This is a genomic window from Roseovarius sp. AK1035 (assembly GCF_003288315.1).
In the GTDB taxonomy this organism is placed as follows: Bacteria; Pseudomonadota; Alphaproteobacteria; order Rhodobacterales; family Rhodobacteraceae; genus Roseovarius; species Roseovarius mucosus_A.
In genome coordinates, this window is record NZ_CP030099.1 from 2,643,924 (window position 1) to 2,666,060 (window position 22,137).

Consider the following 22,137-nt stretch of genomic DNA (forward strand, 5'->3'; position numbering starts at 1 on the left):
TTACCCTATAATCTGGGGGCAGGGGGGCAATTTTACGAGAGCTGCACGCCATCAGAGCGGCATCCCAGAAAGTTTTGCCACCAGTTCCGCCAGTTTGCGGGCCTGAAATTTCTCTAGCAGGCGCGCGCGATAAACCTCGACGGTGCGATAGCTGAGACCCAGATCAAGGCCGATTTCCTTGGACGTCATCCCCCGACAGGTGAGAATCGCCACCTCGCGTTCGCGTTGGGTCAGCTCGACAAGGGGGCGTTCGTCCGAGAGATCGGAGAACGACCAGATGCCGCGCTGAAACGGGGCCTCGGGCGTCAGCGACTGGCCGCGCACCCGGCACCAAAAAAGCGTGCCATTGCGGCGCTTCATCACCCGTTCATCCGCATAACGCCCGGTTTTGCGCATGATGGCGAGCGCATCCGCCCCGATGCGGCGATAATCTTCGATGGACGGGTAATAGCGGGCCAGCGGGATGTTGGTATAATCGGCAGGGGTATCGCCAAAGATCGCGGCAAATTTCTGATTGCACTGCCGGATGATGCGGTGTTCCAGCAGAGCAAGGCCCACAGGGGCATGATCGAAGGCGAGTTCCTTGATGTCCATGGCCCGTTATGGCGCGCGGGACGCGGTGCGCCAAGAGGTTTGCGTGTTTCTACGGAATTGTGCCGGGGCCGCGTCGGTGCTTTGGTAGCGACGCGGAGGATTGGGCGATGAATATCGGGATTTGGCTGGAGCGGGCAGCGCAGGCTTGGCCCAGGCGGGCGGCGCTCTTCACCGGCGTTGATCTGGTGGCGGATTATGCCGGGTTTGACCGCGCCGCGCGCGAGGTGGCGGGCGGGTTGATGGCGCAAGGCGTGGCGGCTGGCGACCGGGTGGCGATTTTCATGGGCAATGCGCCCGAGTATCTCTTGGCGCTTTACGGTATCTGGTATGCCGGGGCCGCTGCCGTGCCGATCAATGCCAAGCTGCACGGGGCAGAGGCGGCGTGGATCATCGCAGATGCAGGCGCGCAGGTGGTTTTGGCGGATGCGGTGCGGCGGGAGGCCTTGGCCGAGCAGGGGGTCGTGGCACAGGCGGTCACGCGGGGCGCGGCGGTGGCCGAGGTTGCCGCGCGCGCGCCCGGCGATCTGGCGTGGTTGTTTTACACCTCCGGCACCACTGGGCGGCCCAAGGGGGTGCGGATCACGCATCGGATGCTGGTCGCGATGTCGCTCAGCTATCTGGCGGATGTTGATGAGGTGACGGGCGACGATGCCACGCTCTACGCCGCGCCGATGAGCCATGGCGCCGGGCTCTATGCCATGGTGCATGTGCTGCGCGGGGCGCGGCATGTCTGTCCGGCGTCGGGCGGGTTTGACGAGGTCGAGATTTTCGATCTCGCACGGCATCATGGTCGGGTGCATATGTTTGCCGCCCCCACGATGGTGAAACGGCTGAGCGCGCAGGCGCGTTTGCGCGGCGAGACCGGGGAGGGGCTGCGCAGCGTGGTCTATGCCGGGGGGCCGATGTATCTGGCGGATATTCTGGAGGCGGTCGAGGTGTTCGGGCCTATTTTCCTGCAAATCTACGGGCAGGGGGAATGCCCGATGGCGATCACCGCGCTGAGCCGCGCCGATGTGGCGGATCGCAGCCATCCGCGTTGGCGCGAACGGCTGGCCTCGGTGGGCCGCGCGCAATCGGTGGTCGAGGTGCGGATTGCGGATGAGACAGGGGCCGAGGTGCCGCCCGGTGAGGTGGGCGAAATCCTCGTGCGCGGCGATGCGGTGATGCCGGGCTATTGGCAGAACGTCGAGGCCAGCGAAAAGGCGCTGCGCGGCGGCTGGCTCTGGACGGGTGATCTGGGGCGGATGGACGGTGACGGCTATGTGACCTTGCAGGACCGCTCCAAGGATATGATCATCTCGGGCGGGTCCAACATCTATCCGCGCGAGGTGGAAGAGGTGCTCTTGACCCATCCTGACGTGATCGAGGCGGCGGTGGTGGGCATGGCAGATCCCGAATGGGGCGAGGTAGTGGTGGCCTTTGTGGTCTGTGACGGGACGCTCGATGAGGCAGCGCTTGATGCGCATTGCCTGCGCCAGATCGCCCGGTTCAAGCGGCCCAAACGCTATATCGCGGTCGCCGAGTTGCCCAAGAACAATTACGGCAAAGTGCTCAAGACCGAATTGCGGGCGCGTCTGACCACCTAGCGCAGCCTTGTTTTCACCCGCCAAAGGCGCTAGATGCGCGGGGTCGAGCGGTCGCAGCCTACCCGCTTTAAAAAACAAGGATGAAAGATGAGGACGATTGTTATCTGCTCGGGCGGGCTCGATTCCGTATCGCTCGCCCATAAGGTGGCCGCTGAGCATGAATTGGCGGGGCTTCTTAGCTTTGATTACGGGCAACGCCATGTGAAAGAGGTGGAATACGCGGCTGCTTGCGCGCGCCGTCTGGGTGTGCCGCATAAGGTGGTGGATATTCGCCAGATCGGGGCCGCGCTGTCGGGTTCCGCGCTGACCGATGATGTGGCGGTGCCGGATGGGCATTATGCCGAAGAGACCATGAAAATCACCATCGTGCCCAATCGCAATGCGATCATGCTGGCCATCGCCTTTGGTATGGCGGCGGCGGAAAAGGCCGATGCCGTGGCCACGGCGGTGCATGGCGGCGATCATTTCATCTACCCCGATTGCCGCCCCGGCTTCATCAACGCCTTTCAGGCGATGCAGGATGCGGCGCTGGAGGGCTATGCCGAGGTGAAGCTTTATACGCCCTATTTGCAGGGGTCCAAGGGCGATATCGTCACCGATGGGGCCAAGCACGGCACGCCCTTTGCCGAAACATGGTCGTGCTATAAGGGCGGGGCCAAACATTGCGGGCGCTGTGGCACCTGTGTCGAGCGGCGCGAGGCGTTTCATCTGGCGGGGGTCGTTGATCCGACCGAGTATGAGGACCGGGATTTCTGGTTGGCGGCTGTGGCCGGGCGGGGGGCGTGATGTATCGGATCACCAAGGAATTCCACTTTTCAGCGTCACATCAACTGTTTGGCCTGCCTGAGACGCATCAATGCGCGCGGCTGCACGGGCATAACTACATTGTGGTGGTCGAACTGACCGCCGCCGAGTTAAACGCGCATGGCTTTGTGCGCGATTACCTCGATCTGGGGGATCTGAAGCGGTATATTGATGACACGCTCGATCACCGGCATCTGAATGATGTGCTGGGGGATGATTGCGTGACCGCTGAACGGATGGCCAAACATCTCTTTGACTGGTGCCGTGCCCGCTGGCACGAGGTGACGGCGGTCAAGGTCAGCGAGACGCCGAAAACATGGGCGGAGTATCGCCCGTGACCGAGGCGATCCGGGTCTCGGAAATCTTTGGCCCGACCATTCAGGGTGAGGGCGCGCTGATCGGTCAGCCGACAGTGTTTGTGCGCACCGGGGGCTGCGATTACCGCTGCGTCTGGTGTGACAGCCTGCACGCGGTCGAGTCGGCCTATCGCGAGACTTGGGTGCCGATGAGCCCCGAAGTGGTGTTGGCCGAGGTCGCGCGCCTCTCGGGCGGTCGGCCCATCATGGTGACGCTCTCGGGCGGCAATCCGGCGATTCAGCCGTTGGGGGCGTTGATTGATCTGGGCCATGCGCGCGGCTATCGCTTTGCGATGGAAACCCAAGGCTCTGTCGCGCGCGACTGGTTCGCGGCGCTTGATATGCTGGTGCTCAGCCCCAAGCCGCCGTCGTCGGGCATGGAGGTGGACTGGGCGCTCTTTGACGATTGCGTTGCAGCGGCCAAGGGTGCTGCGAGCGTCCTCAAGATCGTCGTATTTGACGAGGCGGATTATGAGTGGGCGCGGGCGGTGGCGGGGCGCTATCCGCAATTGCCCCTCTATTTGCAGCCGGGCAATCACACGCCGCCCCCGCCCGAGGATGATGCCGCGACGGTTGATCAGGCGGGCATCGACGCGCGCATGCGCTGGTTGGTAGAGCGGGTGACGGGTGACGGATGGTTTGACGCAAAGGTTTTGCCGCAGTTGCATGTGATGCTCTGGGGCAACAAGCGCGGGGTGTGAAGGAGAAAGCGATGAGCGAGAATATTTACAAAGACCTCAAGCAGTTGGGCGGCGCGGCGCAGATACCGCAGACCCCCGAAGAGGCGCTGTTGGAGCGTGTGGCCAATCCGCAGGCGGATGTGCAGTATAACGTGCGGTTCACCGCGCCTGAGTTTACCTCGCTCTGCCCCATGACGGGCCAGCCGGATTTCGCGCATCTGGTGATTGATTATGTGCCCGGCAAATGGCTGGTCGAGAGCAAATCGCTCAAGCTTTACCTGACCAGTTTCCGCAATCATGGAGCCTTCCACGAGGATTGCACGATTTCCATTGCGCGGCGGCTGGTGGGCTTTCTGGAGCCAGAGTGGCTGCGCATTGGTGGTTATTGGTATCCGCGCGGCGGTATCCCGATTGATGTGTTCTGGCAGACGGGCCCGATGCCAGAGGGCGTGTGGATTCCTGATCAGGGCGTGCCGCCCTATCGCGGGCGCGGCTAAGCCGCTTTTGGGCATCTTGCCCGCCCGTTGATCGGGCGGGCGCATGCCCCCTCAGACACCCAGCCAGCGATGCTGCGCCTCGGTATCGGCGCGGATATCGTCGGCGGTGCCGGTCCAGACCACTTGGCCCTTGCTGACCACCACCACATCATCCGCAAGCGAAGTGGCAAAGCCGAAATTCTGCTCGACCAGAACCATCGACAGCCCCTCGCGCTTGAGCTCCATCAGCTTGTCATGGATCAGCTTTACGATGATCGGGGCCAGCCCCTCGGTGGGTTCGTCCAAGATCAAGAGGCGTGGATTCATCAGAAGCGCGCGTGCAATCGCCAGCATTTGCTGTTCGCCCCCCGACAGCTGCGTGCCGCCATTTTCAAGGCGTTCGCCAAGGCGCGGGAAGAGGTCCAGCACCCGGTCCATTGTCCATGCCCCGTCAAACCGCTTGGACGCGATTTCAAGGTTCTCACGCACCGTCAAAGAGGGGAAGATATCCCGCGTTTCCGGCACATAGGCGATACCCGCCTTGGCGATATCATAGGGCCGCTTGGGCATGGCGCGGCCTTCAAAGGTGATCTGCCCGTCGCGCAGCGGCAGTAGCCCCATCACTGTCTTCAGCGTGGTGGATTTGCCCGCGCCATTGCGCCCCAGAATGGCCAGAACCCGGCCTGCCTCGGCGCGCAAACCCATGCCATAAAGCACTTGGGTTTCGCCATAGCCGGAATTGACGGCATTCAGTTCAAGCATCTTCCCAACTCCCCAGATAGATTTCCTTGAGCAGCTTGGAGCCGCGCGCGGCCTCGGGCAGCCCGTCAAACACCACCTCACCATAGTTCAGCACGGTGATCGTATCGGCCACGTCAAAGGCGAGGTCCATGTCATGCTCGATGATCAGAAGTGTCAGATCACGCGGCAGGTTGTTCAGCAGGTCGTGAAACCCCTTGGCCATCTCGGGGCCCACGCCGCTTGTTGGTTCGTCCATCAAGAGAACGAGAGGGCGGGTGGCCAGCGCCACGCCCACCTCCAGCTGCCGCCGCACGCCGTAGCTAACCTCAGACACACGCGCATGCAGATAGGGCATGAGATTGACCTGTTCGGCCACCTCGGCCACGATGTCGCGCACTTCGGGACGTGCGAGGCTGTCGGTATAAAGCCGCGTGGCGTTGCCGGTGTGGATCGCCGCCGCCAACCCCAGATTTTCCTCGACGGTCAGCCCGTCAAAGAGTGTGTTCTTCTGATAGCTGCGCGACAGTCCTTGCCGCGCGCGCCGGGCCACGGGCAGGGCGGTTACATTCTCGCCCGCCAGATGCACCGATCCGCTATCGGGGCTAAGTTCGCCCACCAGCAGGTTGAAGAGTGTCGTCTTGCCCGCGCCGTTGGGGCCAAGGATCACCCGCCGCTCGCCTCGCTCCAATTTGAGCGAGACCCCGCGCGTGACATGCACCGCGCCAAAGCTCTTGTCGAGATTGCGTGTCTCAAGCATCGGTCTTGACCTCCCTTGGGTCGATATCGCGCACCGCATCCGCCGCACGCCGTTCTATCCGCGCGCCAAACCGCGCCTCGATCCAGCCAAAGATGCCATTGGCGCGGCTCATCACCACGGCAATCAGGATGACCCCGACCACCAGATGCCAATAGCTTGTGAGCGCGCCCACCTCATGCTTGAGCAGCACAAAGACCGCAGCGCCCAGCAAGGGGCCGACCAGCGTTCCAAGCCCGCCAAGGATCACAACCACCAACGCCTCGCCCGAGACTGTCCAAGACAGAAGGCCGGGCGAGACAAACATCACATGCTGTGCTGCCATCACGCCCGCCAAGCCGGAAATAAGACCAGAAAGGCCAAAGACATCCGCCTTGACCCGCCAGACCGTGAGGCCAAGCGCGCGCATCCGCTGTTCGTTGTGCATGACACCCGACAGGGACCGACCTAGTCCAGAACGCAGGATCAGCACGGCCGCGCCATAGATCGCGGCCAGCATGGCAAGGCAGAAGAGAGCAAAGCTGCGCCCGTCATTCAGGTCTAGCCCGATCAGCGCAAGATCGAGCCGTTCAATCCCACCCAGCCCGTCATCGCCGCCAAAAAGCGGCGCTTCGAACACATAGGAATAGCCCATCTGCCCAAAGGCCAGCGTCGCCATGATGAAATAGATGCCATGGCTGCGGGCGCAGATGGCACCGATGACCCAAGCGATGGCCCCGGTTATTGCAACCGCGCCACCCATAGCGGCCACTGGCGTCAGCCCAACCTTGGTGGACAGGATCGCATAGCCATAGGCCCCGACGCCAAGCAATGCGCCGTGGCAGAGCGAGACCATGCCGCCAAAGCCTGCGACCATATCGAGCGCGATCACCAGCATGGCGAGGATGAGAATCTCGGTCAGGATTTCCAGCCCGAAATATTCCGCCGTAAAGGCCTGGAAGAGGGCCGCCGATGCCAAGAGCACGAGCGCGCCGTATCGCAGAGGTGTGTGTCGAAACATCGCCTTATCCTTTCGCCGGAAAGAGGCCCACAGGCCGGATCACCAGCACCGCCGCCAAGAGCGCGTAAATCAGAACCGAGGCCAGTTGCGGTGCCAGCACCGCGCCAAAGGTTTGCACGAACCCAAAGATGAGAGAGCCCGCGATGGCCCCTTTGAGCGAACCCAAGCCCCCGATCACGATCACGATCAGCGTGGGGATAAGGATTTGCAGACCCATGTCGGGTGTGACGCTCAAGAGCGGTGCCGCCACCGCGCCCGCCAGCCCTGCAAGCGCGCAGCCCACACAAAAGACGATAAAGAACAGCCGCTCGACATTGATCCCAAGGCAGGCCGCCATCGCGTCATTGTCAACGCCCGCGCGGATCATTGCGCCAATCTGTGTGCGGCTGAGGACAAAGGCCAATGCGCCAAAGATTGCCAACCCCAAAGCGATGATAAACAGCCGGTAGGCGGGATATTCGACACCCAAGAGCGCCACGCGCCCGGCAAGAAGCTCTGGCACTTCCAGCCCGAGCGCCAGATCGCCCCAGACGATCCGGGTGATATCGAGCAGGGCAAAGATCAGCCCGAAGGTCACCAGAACCTGTGCCATCGGACCCGATTTGCGCATCCGCTGGATGAGGCCGGAATAAAGCAGCACGCCCACCCCCGCGACCGCCACCGGGGCCAGAAAGAACCCGGCCCAATAGCCGCCAACCGCTGCCACTGAGGCCGCGAAATAGGCCCCAAGCGCATAGAGCGCGCCATGCGCCAAGTTGACGAAATGCATCAGGCCAAAGATCACGGTCAGGCCGATAGACAAGAGAAACAGCAGCATGGACAGTTGCAACGCATTGAGCGCCTGTAGTGTCCAGAAACCAAGATCGAGTGACATTGTGGAACCTCCTCCCGAAAGGGCCCGGCCAAGGATATGGCCGGGCCGCCTGTCTTAGTTGCTGACGGGGGCCGCCATCTCGCAGCCGTTGACCGGATCGGCCTCGGCGGGCAGCTCTGCTAGCACCTTTTGGGTCAGCCCATCGGTGCCTGCGATAGTCTCGTAGACATAGATCGGCTGCACGATGTTGTTGGTCGCGGGATCAATCGACAATGCGCCGCGCGGCCCGTCGAACCGCACTTGGCGCAGGGCGTTGGCAAGGCTCTCGCGATCCGTGGCACCTGCCTTGACCGCCTCGATCAAGGCGCGGCCCGCGTCATAGCCATGCACGGCGAATTCCGACGGCACGCGGCCTGTCTTGGCCGTGAAGGCCTCGACGAATTGCGCGTTGGCGGGGCTGTCGATGGTGGGCACGTAATGCAGGGCGGTAATCACACCCTCTGCCGCCGGACCTTGGGCATTGACATAGAGCGACGAGGTCAGGAAGCCTGAACCATAGAGCGGCAACTCGGCCTTGAGACCAAAGCTATCGTATTGCTTGACAAAGGAAATCGCCTCGCCGCCCGCATAGAACACGAACACCGCTTCGGCACCGCTTGACTTGGCCTGTGCCATATAGGGGCCAAAATCCTGCGTCTTCTGGAAGGGGGTGAAATCCTGTCCGACGATCTCGCCGCCCGCAGCGGTAAAGGTCTGGACAAACCCGTCGATCATCTGGCGACCGGCGGCATAGTCGGGGGCCAGCGTATAGACCTTGCGGATGCCCTGATCATACATCCACTGACCCATCGGGCGGTTGACCTGCCCGTTGGAAAACGACATGCGCGTGATATAGGGCGAGCAGGCCTCGCCTGTGGCCTCGTCATTGCCTGCGTTGGCAACGATCAGCGGCACGCCCGCGCCATGCACCATGTCGCGCACAGCCCCCAAGACGCCAGAGCTGACGATGCCCGAAATCACATCGACCTTGTCCTGAAGGATCAGCTTTTTGGCCTTGGCCAAGGCCACTGGCGGCTTCACTTCGGTATCTTCGCGGACGATTTCGAAAGTCGCCGCAGTTTCAGACCCGAATTGCTCAAGCGCTGTGGTGAATCCGACCTCGATATCATTGCCAAGGGCGGCGTAAACGCCGGAAAAGGGCAAGAGCAGGCCAACTTTGATGTCCTGGGCTGTTGCGGGCATAGCAAAGCCAGTGGCAAGCCCGAGGGCCGCCAGAAATGCGCGTTTCATAGGGTAGTTCCTCCAGTTGGTGTTGAGACCCCTCCTCAGGGCCTATCCAAGATCGCCCCCGCCCACCGGCACTGTGACGCCGGTGATGTAAGAGGCCTCATCCGACGCCAGAAACAGGATCGGGCCTGCCTGTTCGTCGAGTGTTCCGTAGCGTTTCATCAGGCTCGATTGGATCGTCTGATCGACGATGGTCTGATACCAGTCTTCGCGCTGTTCTTCGGCGGCATTGGGGTTGCGCGGCACCACCCGTGGCGGGGCCTCTGTGCCCCCCGGCGCGGTGGCGACCACGCGAATGCCGCGTTCCCCCACTTCCCAGGCAAGGCTGGCGGTGATCGCATTCACCCCACCCTTGGCCGCCGCATAGGGCACGCGGTTGAGGCCACGTGTGGCAATCGACGAGACATTGACGATCACGCCAGATCCCTGCGGCAACATCCGCTCGATCGCTGCCCGGCAGCAATAGAGCGTCGGAAAGAGCGAGCGGCGCACCTCGGCGTCAATCTCATGGGGCGCATAATGCTCATAGGGTTTGGCCCAGATGGTGCCGCCCACGTTGTTGATCAGAATGTCGATCCGACCCCAGATATCAATCGCCGCCGCCATGGCCGCGTCGCAGCCTTCCCATGTTTCCAGATCGACGTTGAGCGCTTGGGCTTCGCCGCCTGCGTCACGGATCGCTGTAACCACCGCGTCGCGATGCTCTGAGCGGTCCACGACCAGCACCTTTGCCCCCTCGGCAGCGGCGCGTTCGGCCACCCGGCGACCGATCCCTTGGGCCGCGCCGGTGACGACCATCACCTTATCTGCAAAACGCGGTGTCATGCGGCGGCGGCCTCTGTCTCAGTCGGGTTGAATTTTTCGAAATGGAACGCGGCGGGTGTGACACCCAGTTGTGCGAAATGCGCGCGCACCGCGTCCACCATCGGGGGCGGACCGCAGAGATAGACATCGCAATCGCCGCCATTCAGATCCTCAGCCGTCACGTGATCGGTGACAAATCCCTTGCGCGCGTGCTCTTCGTTTTGATCGGCCAGCACCGTGATCACGGTCACGTTGCCAATAGCCTCGGCCAAGGCCATGACACGGTCGAGTTCAACCAGATCGGCGGCGCGGGTTACGGCGTAGTAGAGCGTGATCGGCTGATCCGCGCCGTGCGTTGCCACCTGTTCCAGCATCGACAGGAAGGGTGCCAAGCCGGTGCCACCCGCCAACCACAGTTGTGGGCGCTCAATGGGCCGCAGGTAAAACGCCCCCATCGGCCCGGTCAGCGTGACGGCATCGCCAGCCGTGGCGCGTTCGCCCAAATAGCGGCTCATCAGCCCGCCCGGAATGTTGCGAATGAGGAATGTGGCCTCGTGCGCGCCGGGGGCAGAGGAAAAGGAATACGAGCGGTGCGCCTCGGTGCCGGGCACGGAGATATTGACATATTGACCGGGCAGAAAGCCCATCGGCTTGGCCAGTTTGACGCGCAGGCCAAAGGACGTCTCGGACAGGCGGTCAACGCCCAACACCTCTGCCGATATCGCCTCGGGCGCGGTCTTGCACATGGCAGAGGAGGCAGGCACCCGGATCACGCAATCGCTCTGCGGCATCATCTGACAGGTCAGCACATAGCCTTCAGCCGCCTCATCCTCGGTCATCGCCTCGTCGAGGTAGAATTCCAGCTCATATTTGCCCTTTTCGGCAAAGCATTTGCAGGTGCCACACACCCCGTCACGGCAATCCATCGGAATGTTGATCTTTTGCCGAAACGCGGCTTCGGTGACTTTCTCGTCATCCTCGCATTGAATGACACGGGTCACGCCATCCTCGAAATTCAGGGCGATATTATAGCTGGTCATGGCGGGCTCCTCCCCTCTTGTGGCGCGTCCCCATCGGGCACGCGCCGGTCTTGGCCTCAGATGTGGTAAACGTCGATCACATGGTGGATCTGGTCGTTCTTGAGCACGACCTTCTTATCGGTGATCAGCGGGTTTTTCCCTGTCACATCAATCGTGTAATAGGACGTGCCCCAGTGTTGATCGGTCTTGCCATAGCGATAGGTCAGCGTGTGCCAGTTAAAGCGCAGCGTGATCGTGCCTGCCTCGCGGCTCAGCACCTCGATATTGGCAAGGTTGTGATTGGTGCGCGGCTCGGGCAGCGAGGTGGCCGAAGACCGATCTGTCTGAATGCGGAACACGCGATCCTCGATGCCCGAGCGGTCAGGATAATAGATCAGCGACATCTCGTTTTGCGGGTCTTCGGTCAGGAGATCCTCATCATCCCAGGCGGGCATCCAGAACGGGCAATCGGCATGGTAGAACGTCAGCCAATTGTCCCAGTCGCGATCATCAAGCGCGCGCGCCTCGGCATAGAGAAAGGCTTGGATTTCCTCATAGGTCATGGTGGCCTCGGTGCTCTGGCGGTCTAGCGTTGCGGTGGTCATGGTCATCTCTCCTCACTCTGCCGCGACGGCGCTGCCGGGGGCGGTTTCGCGTTCCTTGGCGATGGCCTGCGCCATGCGCTCGGACCATTGCTTGTGCTGGATCACGAACAATCCCTCATCCTCGGTGCGGGCCCCCGACAGGATCGGGTTCACACCAAGCGCCTTGGCATCCTCGTCCGGGCCGTGAATCCACTGGGTCGCGCCTCGGCAAATGTCATTCCACTTGGCATGGGCGGCACCGGCATAACCACGTTGCGTGGCGCGGAATTCCTCGGTGTCGTCGGGCGTGGCCATGCCAGAGGCGTTGAAGAAATCCTCATACTGGCGAATGCGGCGCGAGCGCGAGTCTTGGCTCTCGCCTTTGGGGGCGATGCAATAGATCGTGACTTCGGTCTTATCCACGCTGATCGGGCGGAACACCCGGATCTGGCTGCTGAACTGATCCATCAGGAACACGTTGGGATAGAGGCAGAGATTGCGCAGCACGCCCACCATCCATTCGGCCTTGGTGGCCCCATATTTCTCGGTCCATTCGGCAAGGCGCGGATAGTTGGGGCGATTGGTCGAGTCAGCCCATGTGGTCCACAAGAGGAGGTGCCCATTCACATAGGAATGAAAGCCGCCCTTCTGCTTGGCCCATTTGCTGGCGTCGGTTGCTTTGATCTTGTCTTCCTTGCCATCCGCCGTGCGGTGCGAGGTGGTGGCCACGTAATTCCAATGCACCGCCGAGACGTGATAGCCATCAGCGCCATTCTCGGCCTGCAATTTCCAGTTGCCGTCAAACGTATAGGTGGACGAGCCGCGCAGCACCTCGAGCCCCTCGTCGGATTGATCGACAACCATGTCGATCATCTTGCGCGCCTCACCGAGATACTCTTCCAGCGGGGCCACATCGGCATTGAGCGAGCCAAAGAGGAAGCCACGATAATTCTCGAACCGGGCCACTTTGGTCAGATCATGGCTGCCGTCTTTGTTGAATTGCTCGGGGTAGCCCGCGCCATTCGGGTCTTTGACCTTCAAGAGCTTGCCAGTGTTGGAAAAGGTCCAGCCATGGAACGGGCAGGTAAAGGTCTTTTGGTTGCGCCGCTTGAACCGACAAAGCTGCGCGCCGCGATGCGAGCAGGCATTGACCAACGCATTCAGATTGCCGTCCTTGTCGCGCGTGATCACGACCGGCGTGCGGCCCATGTGCAGGGTGAAATAATCGCCGGGATTGGGGATCTGGCTCTCATGCGCCATATAAATCCAGTTGCCCTCAAAGATATGCTTGATCTCAAGCTCGAACAGTTCCTCATCGGTGAACATGTCGCGCCGCGCGCGGAAAATCCCCGCCTCGGCATCCTCTTGCACGATGCCGTCAAGACGGCCTTCCAGTTCGTCGAGATTGGATTGGGTAAACATGGTCTTTCCTCCTCCGGAAATGTCTTGGGTCTTGGGCCAGTTATTCACCGGCCACGGTTTTTAGGCTCCGCGCGCGGTCGCGGCGGAAAAAGTCGATCTTGTCGGGGTCGAGCGACACGCCCAGGCCTGCGCCCTGCGGCACCTCGACGGTGAAATCCCGATAGACGATAGGGGTGGCCAGAATATCCTCGGTCAGAAGCAGGGGGCCAAAAAGCTCGGATCCCCACCGCAAGTCCTCAATCCCGGCAAAGAGTTGCAGCGCAGCGGCTGTGCCAAGCCCGGTTTCCAGCATGGTCCCGGCATAAAGGCCCAGTCCCGCCGCCTGCCCAATCGCCACCACCTCGGACGCGCGTTTGATCCCGCCCGATTGCGCCACTTTGACGGCAAAGACATCCGCAGCACCCCGTGCCACGATGCTGACGGCATCCTCGGGCCCGTTCAGCGCCTCATCGGCCATCACCGCAATCTCGTGAGCGCGGGTCAATTCGCGCAGCGCATTGAGATACCGCGCGCGCACTGGCTGTTCGACCAATTCGCAGCCCACATCCTGAAGGCCCCTGAGGCCCCAGCGGGCATCCTGCAACGACCACGCCTGATTCACATCGACGCGGATGCTGGCGGCGTCGCCCACGGCGGCCTTGATCCGCGCCACATGCGCCACATCCTCGGCGACGGCGCGCTTGCCGATCTTGAGCTTGAAGATGTTGTGGCGGCGCGCGGCGATCATCTCTTGTGCCTCGGCGATATCGGTTTCGGAATTGCCAGAGGCCAGCGTCCAGGCCACAGGCAAACGACCATGCACCGCGCCCCCGAAAAGCTGCGCCACAGAGACGCCCAAACGCTTGCCAAGCCCATCCCAAAGCGCGATTTCCACCGCCGCCTTGGCGATGCGGTTGCCCTTGACCAGATGGTCGACCAATTGGAGGGCACCGTTTACATCATCCGCCGACCGGCCCAAAAGCGCGGGGGTGATATAGGTATCAATCGCGGATTGGATGCTCTCTGGGCTTTCGGGGCCATAGGTCAGCCCGCCGATGGTAGTGCCTTCGCCGATCCCCTCGGAGCCATCCGAGAACCGCATCCGCACCAGAACGGCGGTCTGCACCCGCATCGTAGCCATCGACAGGACATGCCCCCGGATGGTCGGAATATCGAGGATCATCGTTTCGATCTGGTCGATCTTGGTCACGGCGTTCACCACATGTCAGTATTGCATTGAGGTGCAAATTGCCTGTGGTGGGGCATCAAGTCGATGATGCTGCGGGTCTTGGGTGATACCCGAACCGAAGGGTTGCCGGAACCTATCAGAGCGTCACGGACCTGCCAAAAAGACGAAAGGCGCGCCACTGGGGCACGCCTTCTGACTGAATCAGCGGATAGTACGGGGTCACATCATCCCAAGCGCTTCTTTATACATCTCGAGCACGGCTTCTTCTTCGGCGATGTCGTCCTTGTCGCGTTTGCGCAGGGCGATCACCTTGCGCATGACCTTGGTGTCATAGCCGCGCCCTTTGGCCTCGGCCATCACTTCCTTTTGCTGGTCGGCGATGTCTTTTTTCTCGGCCTCTAGCCGCTCGAACCGCTCGATGAACTGGCGCAACTCATCGGCAGTAACGCGGTAGTTGCTGTCAGAATTCATATCATCCATGGCCTGATCTCCGGTCGGTTGGGGTTTCTGACTAACGCTGTGCCGGATGCGGTGCAAGGGTCATCTGCGGCGCGGCTTGCAATGGCGGAAAAATTGCTCTAGCGCCGGGGCGATATCATGTGAAGGAGGTGGCGATGGAGTATATGATCTGGTCTGGGGCCGCCCTGTCGCTGGCTGGTCTGGCCACGTTGATGTGGTGCATCGTCAAGGTTTGGCGCGCGCGCAAGGCTGGTCTTTCGGATGATGACTTGCGGGCTGTGGTGCAACGGATCGTGCCGCTCAATACCGGTGCATTGTTCTTGTCCGTGATCGGCCTGATGATGGTCGTGGTGGGCATCCTTCTGGGGTGATCGCCTCAGTCGTGACGTCGGCCAAACATTCCCTCACCGTTCTTGACCATCTCGACCACCATCGGCGGCACCTGCCAGAGCGGGGTGTCCATCCTGGCCAGAGCCTTGAAATCCCGCAACATCGCCAGCATTCCGCGCTGATCGGCGGCAAACAACGGCCCACCGCGCGCGCGGTCATAGCCATAGCCGCGCACCATCAGAACATCGAGATCCGAGGCGCGTTGCACCGCACCGCGCGCCAAAAGCTGCACCGCGGCCCCAACCAATGCGGCTTGCAAGGCGTGTCCTGGGGCCACCGTGCCCAATACCTCAGCCGGATCGCGCCCCGGTCCGGCTAGGTTTTTGGGCGGGCGTGGGCCCTCGCTCGGGTGGTCATAGAACCCGCGCCCAACCACCCGGCCCACGGCCCCTTTGGCCAGCCGCTCGGCCAGAGGGTCATCCGCGCCGGGGGCAGGGCACCCAAGCCATTCCGCCACCGCACGCAGCCGGTTCGCGACCACCGGCAGCCCGTCAAAATCCATCATGAGGAAGGGTCCGGCGCGAAATCCAAGGCGCTGTGCCGCCTGATCTACCCGCTGGGGCGTCAGGCCAAGGCGGACCATTTCCAGCCCCGCGAGGTAAACCGCGCCCATCAGGATGTGACCCAGCCCCGGTCCCGCCGCAGGTTGCGCCGCGCGCACGAGTGTCACGCCCAGCCCGGTGCAAAACTGCGCGAGACTGGCCACAATCGCAGGATCGGCGGTGTCGGACACGGCCAGTTCCGCAAGCCGCAAGGTTTGCGCCGGTCGGTAAAGCCGTAGCCCCAGCGGCGCGCCCGCCAGCCCCCGCCCGTCATCGAGAGGCACGCTAAGCGTCCCGTCAGCAACCTCTGAGCCGCGCGTGCAGAGCGCCAGATCAACGGGTGCCATCCCGCTTGCCAACCGCGCGAGATGTGCAGCCCGGGTGGCGGCCTCCATCTTGCCGTGCGTGACCAATCCGTCGAGCGCGCGTGACACGCTGGCGGGCAGGTCGGGCGCATCGCTGCGCACCACTTTGCCGCCCTCTAGCAATAGCAGCGCCACATCCCCCAACCGCGCCCCGGCGAGGGCGATCCGGCTTATGTCGCGGGTGGCTGCCTGCGCGCGCTCGGGCATGCCTGAGGCCCGGCGTTCGGCGGCGTAGATGTGCCGCTGCGCGCGGGCTTCGGGGCTGCGTAAACGATCCTCAAAAAGCGTCGCTTCAAAGGCTAACCCCTGCGCAAAGGGCAAAAGCTGCGCCGCCTCGACCGCGCGCAAGATATCCGACGCGGCACCGTTCTGGCCCTTGAGCCGCTCAGCCACTGTGGCGATGGCACGCTGATAGCCCGCCGGGTCGGACAGGCCGCGCGTGGCCTCTTGGCTGCGACGCCAGTGGCCTTGGTCGGCCAGCTTGCCGGCAAGGTCGACCGCGGCGGGCAGGGGATCATCGGCGGTGACTTGGGAAAAAAGGCGGCGCAGCCGCGGATCGGTGGCGCGCAGGGTCTGCCCCGCCAACATCACCTCAAGCGCCACCTGCGCCCCCAAAAGGCGCGGCAATCGCTGCGTCACGCCGCCTCCGGGCACCATGCCAAGCGTGATTTCAGGCGACGCCAATCGCGCCTCGGCCTGTGCGATACGCGCGTGCGCTGCCAAGGCGAGCGCCAAGCCCGCACCAAAGGTTGGCCCGTGCAACGCGGCGATCACCGGCTTGGGAAAGTCCTCGATCCGCGTGCAAAGCGCGTCAATCCACGGCTCTGCCAGCGACCCGTCGTATTCGGTAAGATCGACACCCGAAGAAAACCCGCTTCCAGACCCCGCAAGAACCACGGCGCGCACCTCAGCGGCGGTTGCCGCGTGATCCAATGCGCCCGCCAGTTCTGCGCGCAATTCAGCCGACAGGGCATTGGCCACGGGGCGATCCAGCAGCAGCACCGCCACCCCGTTACGCAAGTCTTGGCGTATTTGCCCTGTCACACTGCTTCACCCCTGAACGCGTCTACGCACAAGTTCTACGGGGAATTTCCCCATGCGCAAGCGTAGGAGGGAAAAAGCGGCGGATTCAGACCGGCATGTTGTCGAACTGCGCCTCAATGGCCTCGCATAACAGCATCTCGTGCAGGCTCTTGGTTTGGTCCGGAACGCCTATGCCTTCGTCATGCAAGCGCGCGATCATCCGGCGCAATTGCGGTTCCAGTTTGTGGCGGATGTCGGGATTTGCCTGCCCAATCTGATGCTCAAGGCGGTCAAGCTCGGTGCGCGTGTTGGTCATGATCATCCTCCCTAGTGAAATTACAACTATAGCGTGTTTTTGCTGTCGTTGGCGATAGTATAGAGACCTCGTAACAGCTGCGTGACTGGATCAAGAAACCTGTGCGGCACAGACCCGACAAAGCGGTGCTTCTGGAAGAACATCCAAACGCTCGACGGCGATCATTTCCTCACAGCGGGTGCAGGTGCCGAAACTACCTTTGCGAATGCGATCAAGCGCCGCACGGATTCGGCTGATTTCGTCCTGGCCTTGATGACCCAAATGCTCAAGCACCTCGTCACCTTCGCGCTCGATCGCGGCATCGTCCCAATCTTTGGATTTCGCCGAGTCGAGTTCTGCTTCAATGGCATGCAGGCGTTTGTCCAACTCACCGAGCCGCGCCATCAAGGCCAACCGATATCGTTCTGTGTCTAGCATCCGAAGCCTCCATGATTTTGAGTATCCTATCAGACGGCCATGTTTCGGTCATTGATACAGGTCAAGAGGGGGGCAGATCGGCGTCATGGTGCCGGATCATATGGTCTCCCGAGGCCGGTCTTGGCTCTCGATGGGGATTAGATCGGTGCCTCTGCGCGGCTCTGTCGGTACAGGCTCCGGTTCGGTTTCGATAGAAGGTGGCAGGGGTGCGGCTGCGCCCGAAATCAGGCGCAATGCTCGCAATCCGTTCATCTGTCCAAGCTCTGCCGTGGCAACGATATGGCCGCGCGTGCCGACAAGTTGTGTGTCGTTCAGCGTCTCACGCTGGAAGGGCAGAAGATCACCGGGTTTGAGCGCCAGAATGTCACGTAAGGGCAGGCGCAACCGGGCCATGACAGCGTCAAGCATGACCGGTGCGTTGTTCACAACCTGTTCGAGATTTGCAGGGGCCTCGATTTTGGTGTTTGCGATCTTGCCCGAAGAGGCACGCGCCGGTGACGCGATCACGGGCAAGAGCAGATCAAGACGCCCCGTTTTTGCCCCCGGTCCCAGATCGACGGTGAGGCGTAGCAATTCGAAATCCGGGGCCACCAACAAGAGTGAGAGGCCGCGCAGATCCTCGACCATATCGCCAAAACCAAAACGGCGCGGTGGCGGCGCGTCGTGCTCTTGCGCCAGCTGACTTTCAAATTCTGTCAAAACTGCATCAATCAAGGGCGCGACCATCGCCGCGTCTGTGCGTGTGGCGGCGCGCGGCCGTGCCAATCCGGGGCGCACGGACCCGGTGGTCTGCACCTCGATCAGCCCGGCGAGGAATTGCGAATCAAGACAGAGCGCGCCGCGTGCGCCCCCATCCCCCTCGAGCAGCACCAAGAGCCCCGCGTCACCCAAGCTGCGCCCCACGTGGGCAAGCGGTACGCGCATCTGTTCGACCGTGGCCACAGTCAGGCCAAGGCCAAAGAGCGTATCTGCCGCACGCGCCAAGGACAGGCGCAGCGCCTTGACCGGTGTCATCTGGCGGCTGTCGGATCCGTCTCTTGCGGCCTGCGCCATCCGTTGAATGACCGAACTGTGATCCTGCGATCCCATACCCTGCGCCATCGCCCCTTTCTGAAGCTCTCGGGTGGACCCTAGGCAGGCTTGGTTACGATTTCATTTAAGCGGAGCAGAAACTTTGGCCTATTGCGCTGCCATGCGGGCGCTCAGTGGCAGGGTCACGCGGAATGCGGCGCCCTTTTGCCCGGGCAAATAGCTGACCGCGCCCCCCAACCGCGCCATAATCTCGCGGCAGATCGCAAGGCCAAGGCCCGCGCCGCCCGCTTTGTGCTGGCCGATACGCGAGAATTTCTCAAAAATCACGGCCTGTTGTGCGGGGGCGATGCCTGATCCGTTGTCGGTAAAGTCGATCACCAGTTCCCCATCGACGACCGCCGTACGAATCGTCAAAATCGGCGGTTGCCCGTCGCAATATTTGCGCGCATTGGCGATGAGATTGATGAATACTTGCACCAGCCGGTCCAGATCTGTGGTTAGGGCCACCGCCTCGGCCATGCGGTCGCGCACGACACGAAGCGTGCCACCCTGCACCCCGGCGGCGCGTTCCGCCCGGTCCAGCAGATCAGCCAGCGAACCGGTCTGCACATGCAGCACGACTTGGCCGTTTTCCAGCACGCTCAGATCCAAAAGATCATCCAAGAGCCGCGTCAGGCGCACGGCCTCGTCATGGATCACCGAGGCATATTTGCTTTGTTCCTCGGGGGTAAGATCGCCGGTATCGCGCAGAATTTCCGAGAATGCGCGGATCGAGGTCATCGGCGTGCGCAGCTCATGACTGATCTGGCTTAGGAATCCGTCCTTTTGCACCGAAAGCTGCGTCAGTTTCTCATTGGCCTGTCGCAACTGCCGCGCGGTGCGGACCAGTTCCTGTGATTTTGCCTCAAGCTGGCTGGAATATTCCATGATCTGTGCGGTTTCATCCGCGACAGCCATCAGATCTTCCACCGAGACCGCGGCCCCGCCGACGATCTGACTGATCATCGCATGGGCCGTGGCAGCCCCGACAGAGCCCGACAATTCGCGCTCCAGCTCTTGCAGAAATGTGGGGCTGGGTTCGGGCAGATAGCCTGCCAAGCCTTGCCGCTGCGCTGCTTCTGCAAATAGCGCCTGCGCTTCGGTCGCCCCCATGATGCGCTGTGCCATGATCAACAGATCTTCGCTTTGCGCCATGCCGCCGGTCCAGCCGCCGGGCGTACCTGAATGATCGAACACATTGACGAATTGCGCCCCCTGCAACCGTTCCACAGGTTGAGGAAAGCTGAGCAGCGAGCCAAGGACAAAGGCGGCGGTGTTGAGCAGCAGTGACCACAGCACCGCATGCACCACCGGGTCCATCCCCTCAGAGCCAAAGAGCGCGCGGGGCCGCAGCCAGTGCAGCCCAAAGAGACCCTCGTCAAATACCACCTGGGGCAGCACCATTGAGGGGCCAAAGCTGGGCAGAAAAAGGCAGTAGATCCAAACCACCGCCCCCACGATAAGGCCCGCCAAGGCCCCCGTGCGCGTGGCCCCTCGCCAAAAAAGCCCCCCCATTAGCGCGGGCATGAATTGCGCCACGCCCGCAAAAGCGATCAATCCAATCGCTGCTAGGGCGGTTCCGCCCCCAGAGAGCCGGAAATAGACATATCCAAGTAGAACGACACCGGCGATGCTCAGCCGACGGGCCAAAAGTGCCACGTGGCGCACGTCCCCGGATACCATTGCCGCCCCGCCCGAAAAATAAAGCCAAAGTGGCATCACCACATGGTTTGACACCATGGTCGAGAGCGCAATCGCCGCGACGATCACCATCGAGGTGGCGCTGGAAAAGCCGCCCAGAAACGACAGGATCGCCAGCCCGTCGCGTCCGTCCATCAAGGGCAGTGTCAGCACGAAAAGATCGGGGTTCGCTCCTTCAGGCATCAATTCCAGCCCCACCGCAGCGATGGGCACGACAAAGAGACTCATCAACATGAGATAGGTGGGAAACGCCCATGCTGCGGTGCGTAAATGGTCTTCGTCCTCGTTCTCGACCACCATCACCTGAAACATACGAGGGAGGCACAGGAAGGCCACTGCCGACAACATCGTCAGACCAATCCAGCGACTGCCCGAGACTTCAAAGTGGGCAATGGCCGAGGCATCAATCCGGTCGAGCGTTGCAGCCACTCCGCCCGACAGGCCCCAGACTACGAATATTCCTACCGCCAACAGCGCGCAGAGCTTGACCACCGCCTCAAGCGCGATGGCCATGACAACGCCATGATGTCGCTCGTTCGCATCCAGATTGCGCGTGCCAAAGAGAATGGTGAACAGCGCCAGCCCACCCGCCACCCAAAGGGCTGTGGAGTGCATGTCAGGCAGGGTTGTGGCGGTGAGATCGGTTTCGGCAAACGCCGCGAAGGAGAGGGTGACGGATTGTAACTGCAGCGCGATATAGGGCGTCGTGCCGATCACCGCGAGGACCGTTACAATCACTGCAAGCAGATTGGACTTGCCGTAGCGCGAAGATATCAGATCCGCGATCGACGTGATCCGCTGGCTGCGGCCCACGCGGACCATCTTGCGCAGGGTCCACCACCAGCCGATCATGATCAATGTCGGCCCGAGATAGATTGTCACAAACTCCAGCCCCGAGCGTGCGGCAAACCCGACGGCGCCATAGAATGTCCATGCCGTGCAGTAAATCGACAGGGACAACGTGTAGACATAGGGCGACCGCAGCCAGCTTCCGCGTCCACGCAGCGCCGCGCGATCCGCCGCAAAGGCCACGGCGAAGAGAAAGACCACGTAGAGGATGCAAACAAGGATGAGGACGTTTAAGGTCGTCATCTAGCGCTCCTGTGAACCCTTCGGGTCTTCCTCGGTGTCCGTTGGGCGCAGCCGCGCCGAAATCACGCCTGCGATCACGGCAAGCACGATCCAAAGGCCAAAGATATAAAACATGGCCCGCGTGGTGCGCACCCCTTCGGTTTCCCACAAGAGCGGCACCGAGAACAGCACCGCCCCGGCAATCGGCAGCATCCGCGCCGCGTCTGACAGCCGCCGCAACCGATAGGTGCGCCGCGCCAGAAACATCGGGCCGCGCTCGGCGCTCATGGCACGACCAGCGCCCGCACCGCTGCCAGCACATCGGCATTTGAGAACGGCTTGGTCATGTATTGGCTGGCCCCGGCGCGCTCTGCCATCTCGCGATCCTTGGTCTGGCCGCGCGCCGTCAGCATCAGAACCGGCGTATCACCATAGACGGCATCGGCGCGGATTTCCTGAAGGATGTCAAAGCCACTTTTGCCGGGCAGCATCACGTCAAGAATGATGAGGTCGGGCGCGCGGGCGCGCACGGCGTCCATCGCATCATGGCCATTGGCGTGGGTCTTTACCTCCCAGCCATCCCGCGAGAGGATAAAGCTGACAGCTTCGATGATGTTCGGCTCGTCCTCGATCACCAGAACCCTCTTCGTCATGCAACCGGCCTCCCCTCCGTTGCGCGCGCGGTCACTGCCG

General features: G+C 62.0%; 25 protein-coding genes. 6 read left to right on the plus strand and 19 right to left on the minus strand.

The features are described 5' to 3' along the window. Positions 1-51: 51 nt before the first annotated feature. Positions 52-594 carry a LuxR C-terminal-related transcriptional regulator gene (locus RAK1035_RS12620; protein WP_008281960.1) on the minus strand — a complete coding sequence of 181 codons (543 nt, stop codon included), beginning with the start codon at positions 592-594 and terminating at the stop codon, positions 52-54. 107 nt (positions 595-701) lie between these two features. Here RAK1035_RS12620 and RAK1035_RS12625 point away from each other — a divergent pair, with 107 nt between their 5' ends. The 5 genes from RAK1035_RS12625 to queF all read left to right on the plus strand — a co-directional run bounded on the left by RAK1035_RS12625 (position 702) and on the right by queF (position 4,517). After that, positions 702-2,180, plus strand: coding sequence for an AMP-binding protein (locus tag RAK1035_RS12625; protein WP_008281961.1), 1,479 nt, complete (start codon positions 702-704; stop codon positions 2,178-2,180). A gap of 87 nt (positions 2,181-2,267) precedes the next feature. After that, positions 2,268-2,966: a 7-cyano-7-deazaguanine synthase QueC gene (queC, locus tag RAK1035_RS12630; protein ID WP_008281962.1), complete on the plus strand. Its 699-nt coding sequence runs from the start codon at positions 2,268-2,270 to the stop codon at positions 2,964-2,966. After that, on the plus strand, positions 2,966-3,322 hold the full coding sequence (gene queD, locus RAK1035_RS12635) for a 6-carboxytetrahydropterin synthase QueD (protein ID WP_008281963.1): 357 nt from the start codon (positions 2,966-2,968) through the stop codon (positions 3,320-3,322). The genes queC and queD overlap by 1 nt, the downstream gene beginning before the upstream one ends. Then, positions 3,301-4,041, plus strand: coding sequence for a 7-carboxy-7-deazaguanine synthase QueE (queE, locus tag RAK1035_RS12640; RefSeq protein ID WP_037298261.1), 741 nt, complete (start codon positions 3,301-3,303; stop codon positions 4,039-4,041). The genes queD and queE overlap by 22 nt, the downstream gene beginning before the upstream one ends. Positions 4,042-4,052: 11 nt before the next feature. Next, complete coding sequence (gene queF, locus RAK1035_RS12645) at positions 4,053-4,517, plus strand: preQ(1) synthase (protein WP_008281965.1); 465 nt, start codon at positions 4,053-4,055, stop codon at positions 4,515-4,517. A gap of 51 nt (positions 4,518-4,568) precedes the next feature. On the opposite strand, the gene RAK1035_RS12650 is transcribed toward queF, so the two are convergent. The 11 genes from RAK1035_RS12650 to RAK1035_RS12700 all read right to left on the minus strand — a co-directional run bounded on the left by RAK1035_RS12650 (position 4,569) and on the right by RAK1035_RS12700 (position 14,569). After that, positions 4,569-5,258: an ABC transporter ATP-binding protein gene (locus RAK1035_RS12650; protein ID WP_008281966.1), complete on the minus strand. Its 690-nt coding sequence runs from the start codon at positions 5,256-5,258 to the stop codon at positions 4,569-4,571. Further along, positions 5,251-5,994: an ABC transporter ATP-binding protein gene (locus RAK1035_RS12655; RefSeq protein WP_008281967.1), complete on the minus strand. Its 744-nt coding sequence runs from the start codon at positions 5,992-5,994 to the stop codon at positions 5,251-5,253. The genes RAK1035_RS12650 and RAK1035_RS12655 overlap by 8 nt, the downstream gene beginning before the upstream one ends. Continuing rightward, positions 5,987-6,991: a branched-chain amino acid ABC transporter permease gene (locus RAK1035_RS12660; protein WP_008281968.1), complete on the minus strand. Its 1,005-nt coding sequence runs from the start codon at positions 6,989-6,991 to the stop codon at positions 5,987-5,989. Before RAK1035_RS12660 ends, RAK1035_RS12655 begins: the two co-directional genes overlap by 8 nt. 4 nt (positions 6,992-6,995) lie before the next feature. After that, entirely contained in the window at positions 6,996-7,865 is an 870-nt protein-coding gene (locus RAK1035_RS12665) for a branched-chain amino acid ABC transporter permease (protein WP_008281969.1), read from the minus strand. A gap of 54 nt (positions 7,866-7,919) precedes the next feature. Then, on the minus strand, positions 7,920-9,095 hold the full coding sequence (locus RAK1035_RS12670; RefSeq protein ID WP_008281970.1) for an ABC transporter substrate-binding protein: 1,176 nt from the start codon (positions 9,093-9,095) through the stop codon (positions 7,920-7,922). 42 nt (positions 9,096-9,137) lie between these two features. After that, on the minus strand, positions 9,138-9,917 hold the full coding sequence (benD, locus tag RAK1035_RS12675) for a benzoate diol dehydrogenase BenD (protein ID WP_008281971.1): 780 nt from the start codon (positions 9,915-9,917) through the stop codon (positions 9,138-9,140). Beyond that, positions 9,914-10,936: a benzoate 1,2-dioxygenase electron transfer component BenC gene (benC, locus tag RAK1035_RS12680; RefSeq protein WP_008281972.1), complete on the minus strand. Its 1,023-nt coding sequence runs from the start codon at positions 10,934-10,936 to the stop codon at positions 9,914-9,916. Before benC ends, benD begins: the two co-directional genes overlap by 4 nt. A gap of 56 nt (positions 10,937-10,992) precedes the next feature. Beyond that, the gene (gene benB, locus RAK1035_RS12685; RefSeq protein WP_037298264.1) at positions 10,993-11,520 is read right to left on the minus strand and encodes a benzoate 1,2-dioxygenase small subunit; all 528 of its coding nucleotides are present in this window, start codon (positions 11,518-11,520) and stop codon (positions 10,993-10,995) included. A 12-nt stretch (positions 11,521-11,532) separates the two neighbouring features. Next, positions 11,533-12,921, minus strand: a complete 1,389-nt coding sequence (gene benA / locus RAK1035_RS12690) for a benzoate 1,2-dioxygenase large subunit (protein WP_008281974.1) — start codon at positions 12,919-12,921, stop codon at positions 11,533-11,535. Between the two features lie 40 nt (positions 12,922-12,961). Beyond that, complete coding sequence (locus RAK1035_RS12695) at positions 12,962-14,110, minus strand: muconate cycloisomerase family protein (protein ID WP_302635980.1); 1,149 nt, start codon at positions 14,108-14,110, stop codon at positions 12,962-12,964. Between the two features lie 198 nt (positions 14,111-14,308). Further along, positions 14,309-14,569: a DUF2312 domain-containing protein gene (locus RAK1035_RS12700; RefSeq protein WP_008281976.1), complete on the minus strand. Its 261-nt coding sequence runs from the start codon at positions 14,567-14,569 to the stop codon at positions 14,309-14,311. A gap of 134 nt (positions 14,570-14,703) precedes the next feature. Between RAK1035_RS12700 and RAK1035_RS12705 the strand changes: the two genes are divergently transcribed. Beyond that, on the plus strand, positions 14,704-14,919 hold the full coding sequence (locus RAK1035_RS12705; protein WP_008281977.1) for a hypothetical protein: 216 nt from the start codon (positions 14,704-14,706) through the stop codon (positions 14,917-14,919). Positions 14,920-14,924: 5 nt separating this feature from the next. On the opposite strand, the gene RAK1035_RS12710 is transcribed toward RAK1035_RS12705, so the two are convergent. From RAK1035_RS12710 to RAK1035_RS12740, 7 genes are all read right to left on the minus strand, one after another. Continuing rightward, positions 14,925-16,889 (minus strand): enoyl-CoA hydratase-related protein, encoded by a 1,965-nt coding sequence (locus tag RAK1035_RS12710; protein WP_083803336.1) that lies wholly within the window; start codon positions 16,887-16,889, stop codon positions 14,925-14,927. A gap of 85 nt (positions 16,890-16,974) precedes the next feature. After that, positions 16,975-17,184: a hypothetical protein gene (locus tag RAK1035_RS12715; protein ID WP_112303158.1), complete on the minus strand. Its 210-nt coding sequence runs from the start codon at positions 17,182-17,184 to the stop codon at positions 16,975-16,977. Positions 17,185-17,274: 90 nt separating this feature from the next. After that, positions 17,275-17,601, minus strand: coding sequence for a TraR/DksA family transcriptional regulator (locus tag RAK1035_RS12720; protein ID WP_008281980.1), 327 nt, complete (start codon positions 17,599-17,601; stop codon positions 17,275-17,277). Positions 17,602-17,697: 96 nt separating this feature from the next. Then, positions 17,698-18,702: a FliM/FliN family flagellar motor switch protein gene (locus RAK1035_RS12725; RefSeq protein ID WP_008281981.1), complete on the minus strand. Its 1,005-nt coding sequence runs from the start codon at positions 18,700-18,702 to the stop codon at positions 17,698-17,700. Positions 18,703-18,780: 78 nt separating this feature from the next. Then, positions 18,781-21,465, minus strand: a complete 2,685-nt coding sequence (locus RAK1035_RS12730) for a sensor histidine kinase (protein WP_008281982.1) — start codon at positions 21,463-21,465, stop codon at positions 18,781-18,783. Continuing rightward, on the minus strand, positions 21,466-21,732 hold the full coding sequence (locus tag RAK1035_RS12735) for a hypothetical protein (protein ID WP_008281983.1): 267 nt from the start codon (positions 21,730-21,732) through the stop codon (positions 21,466-21,468). It abuts the gene before it with no gap. Next, positions 21,729-22,097, minus strand: coding sequence for a response regulator transcription factor (locus RAK1035_RS12740; protein WP_008281984.1), 369 nt, complete (start codon positions 22,095-22,097; stop codon positions 21,729-21,731). Before RAK1035_RS12740 ends, RAK1035_RS12735 begins: the two co-directional genes overlap by 4 nt. Between the last annotated feature and the right edge of the window lie 40 nt (positions 22,098-22,137).

What these genes read in the sequence shown, in the direction of transcription:
- RAK1035_RS12620 (WP_008281960.1), bottom strand. Translation starts at nt 594, where the DNA reads ATGGACATCAAGGAACTCGCCTTCGATCATGCCCCTGTGGGCCTTGCT.
- RAK1035_RS12625 (WP_008281961.1), top strand. Translation starts at nt 702, where the DNA reads ATGAATATCGGGATTTGGCTGGAGCGGGCAGCGCAGGCTTGGCCCAGG.
- queC (WP_008281962.1), top strand. Translation starts at nt 2,268, where the DNA reads ATGAGGACGATTGTTATCTGCTCGGGCGGGCTCGATTCCGTATCGCTC.
- queD (WP_008281963.1), top strand. Translation starts at nt 2,966, where the DNA reads ATGTATCGGATCACCAAGGAATTCCACTTTTCAGCGTCACATCAACTG.
- queE (WP_037298261.1), top strand. Translation starts at nt 3,301, where the DNA reads ATGGGCGGAGTATCGCCCGTGACCGAGGCGATCCGGGTCTCGGAAATC.
- queF (WP_008281965.1), top strand. Translation starts at nt 4,053, where the DNA reads ATGAGCGAGAATATTTACAAAGACCTCAAGCAGTTGGGCGGCGCGGCG.
- RAK1035_RS12650 (WP_008281966.1), bottom strand. Translation starts at nt 5,258, where the DNA reads ATGCTTGAACTGAATGCCGTCAATTCCGGCTATGGCGAAACCCAAGTG.
- RAK1035_RS12655 (WP_008281967.1), bottom strand. Translation starts at nt 5,994, where the DNA reads ATGCTTGAGACACGCAATCTCGACAAGAGCTTTGGCGCGGTGCATGTC.
- RAK1035_RS12660 (WP_008281968.1), bottom strand. Translation starts at nt 6,991, where the DNA reads ATGTTTCGACACACACCTCTGCGATACGGCGCGCTCGTGCTCTTGGCA.
- RAK1035_RS12665 (WP_008281969.1), bottom strand. Translation starts at nt 7,865, where the DNA reads ATGTCACTCGATCTTGGTTTCTGGACACTACAGGCGCTCAATGCGTTG.
- RAK1035_RS12670 (WP_008281970.1), bottom strand. Translation starts at nt 9,095, where the DNA reads ATGAAACGCGCATTTCTGGCGGCCCTCGGGCTTGCCACTGGCTTTGCT.
- benD (WP_008281971.1), bottom strand. Translation starts at nt 9,917, where the DNA reads ATGACACCGCGTTTTGCAGATAAGGTGATGGTCGTCACCGGCGCGGCC.
- benC (WP_008281972.1), bottom strand. Translation starts at nt 10,936, where the DNA reads ATGACCAGCTATAATATCGCCCTGAATTTCGAGGATGGCGTGACCCGT.
- benB (WP_037298264.1), bottom strand. Translation starts at nt 11,520, where the DNA reads ATGACCACCGCAACGCTAGACCGCCAGAGCACCGAGGCCACCATGACC.
- benA (WP_008281974.1), bottom strand. Translation starts at nt 12,921, where the DNA reads ATGTTTACCCAATCCAATCTCGACGAACTGGAAGGCCGTCTTGACGGC.
- RAK1035_RS12700 (WP_008281976.1), bottom strand. Translation starts at nt 14,569, where the DNA reads ATGGATGATATGAATTCTGACAGCAACTACCGCGTTACTGCCGATGAG.
- RAK1035_RS12705 (WP_008281977.1), top strand. Translation starts at nt 14,704, where the DNA reads ATGGAGTATATGATCTGGTCTGGGGCCGCCCTGTCGCTGGCTGGTCTG.
- RAK1035_RS12715 (WP_112303158.1), bottom strand. Translation starts at nt 17,184, where the DNA reads ATGACCAACACGCGCACCGAGCTTGACCGCCTTGAGCATCAGATTGGG.
- RAK1035_RS12720 (WP_008281980.1), bottom strand. Translation starts at nt 17,601, where the DNA reads ATGCTAGACACAGAACGATATCGGTTGGCCTTGATGGCGCGGCTCGGT.
- RAK1035_RS12725 (WP_008281981.1), bottom strand. Translation starts at nt 18,702, where the DNA reads ATGGCGCAGGGTATGGGATCGCAGGATCACAGTTCGGTCATTCAACGG.
- RAK1035_RS12730 (WP_008281982.1), bottom strand. Translation starts at nt 21,465, where the DNA reads ATGACGACCTTAAACGTCCTCATCCTTGTTTGCATCCTCTACGTGGTC.
- RAK1035_RS12735 (WP_008281983.1), bottom strand. Translation starts at nt 21,732, where the DNA reads ATGAGCGCCGAGCGCGGCCCGATGTTTCTGGCGCGGCGCACCTATCGG.
- RAK1035_RS12740 (WP_008281984.1), bottom strand. Translation starts at nt 22,097, where the DNA reads ATGACGAAGAGGGTTCTGGTGATCGAGGACGAGCCGAACATCATCGAA.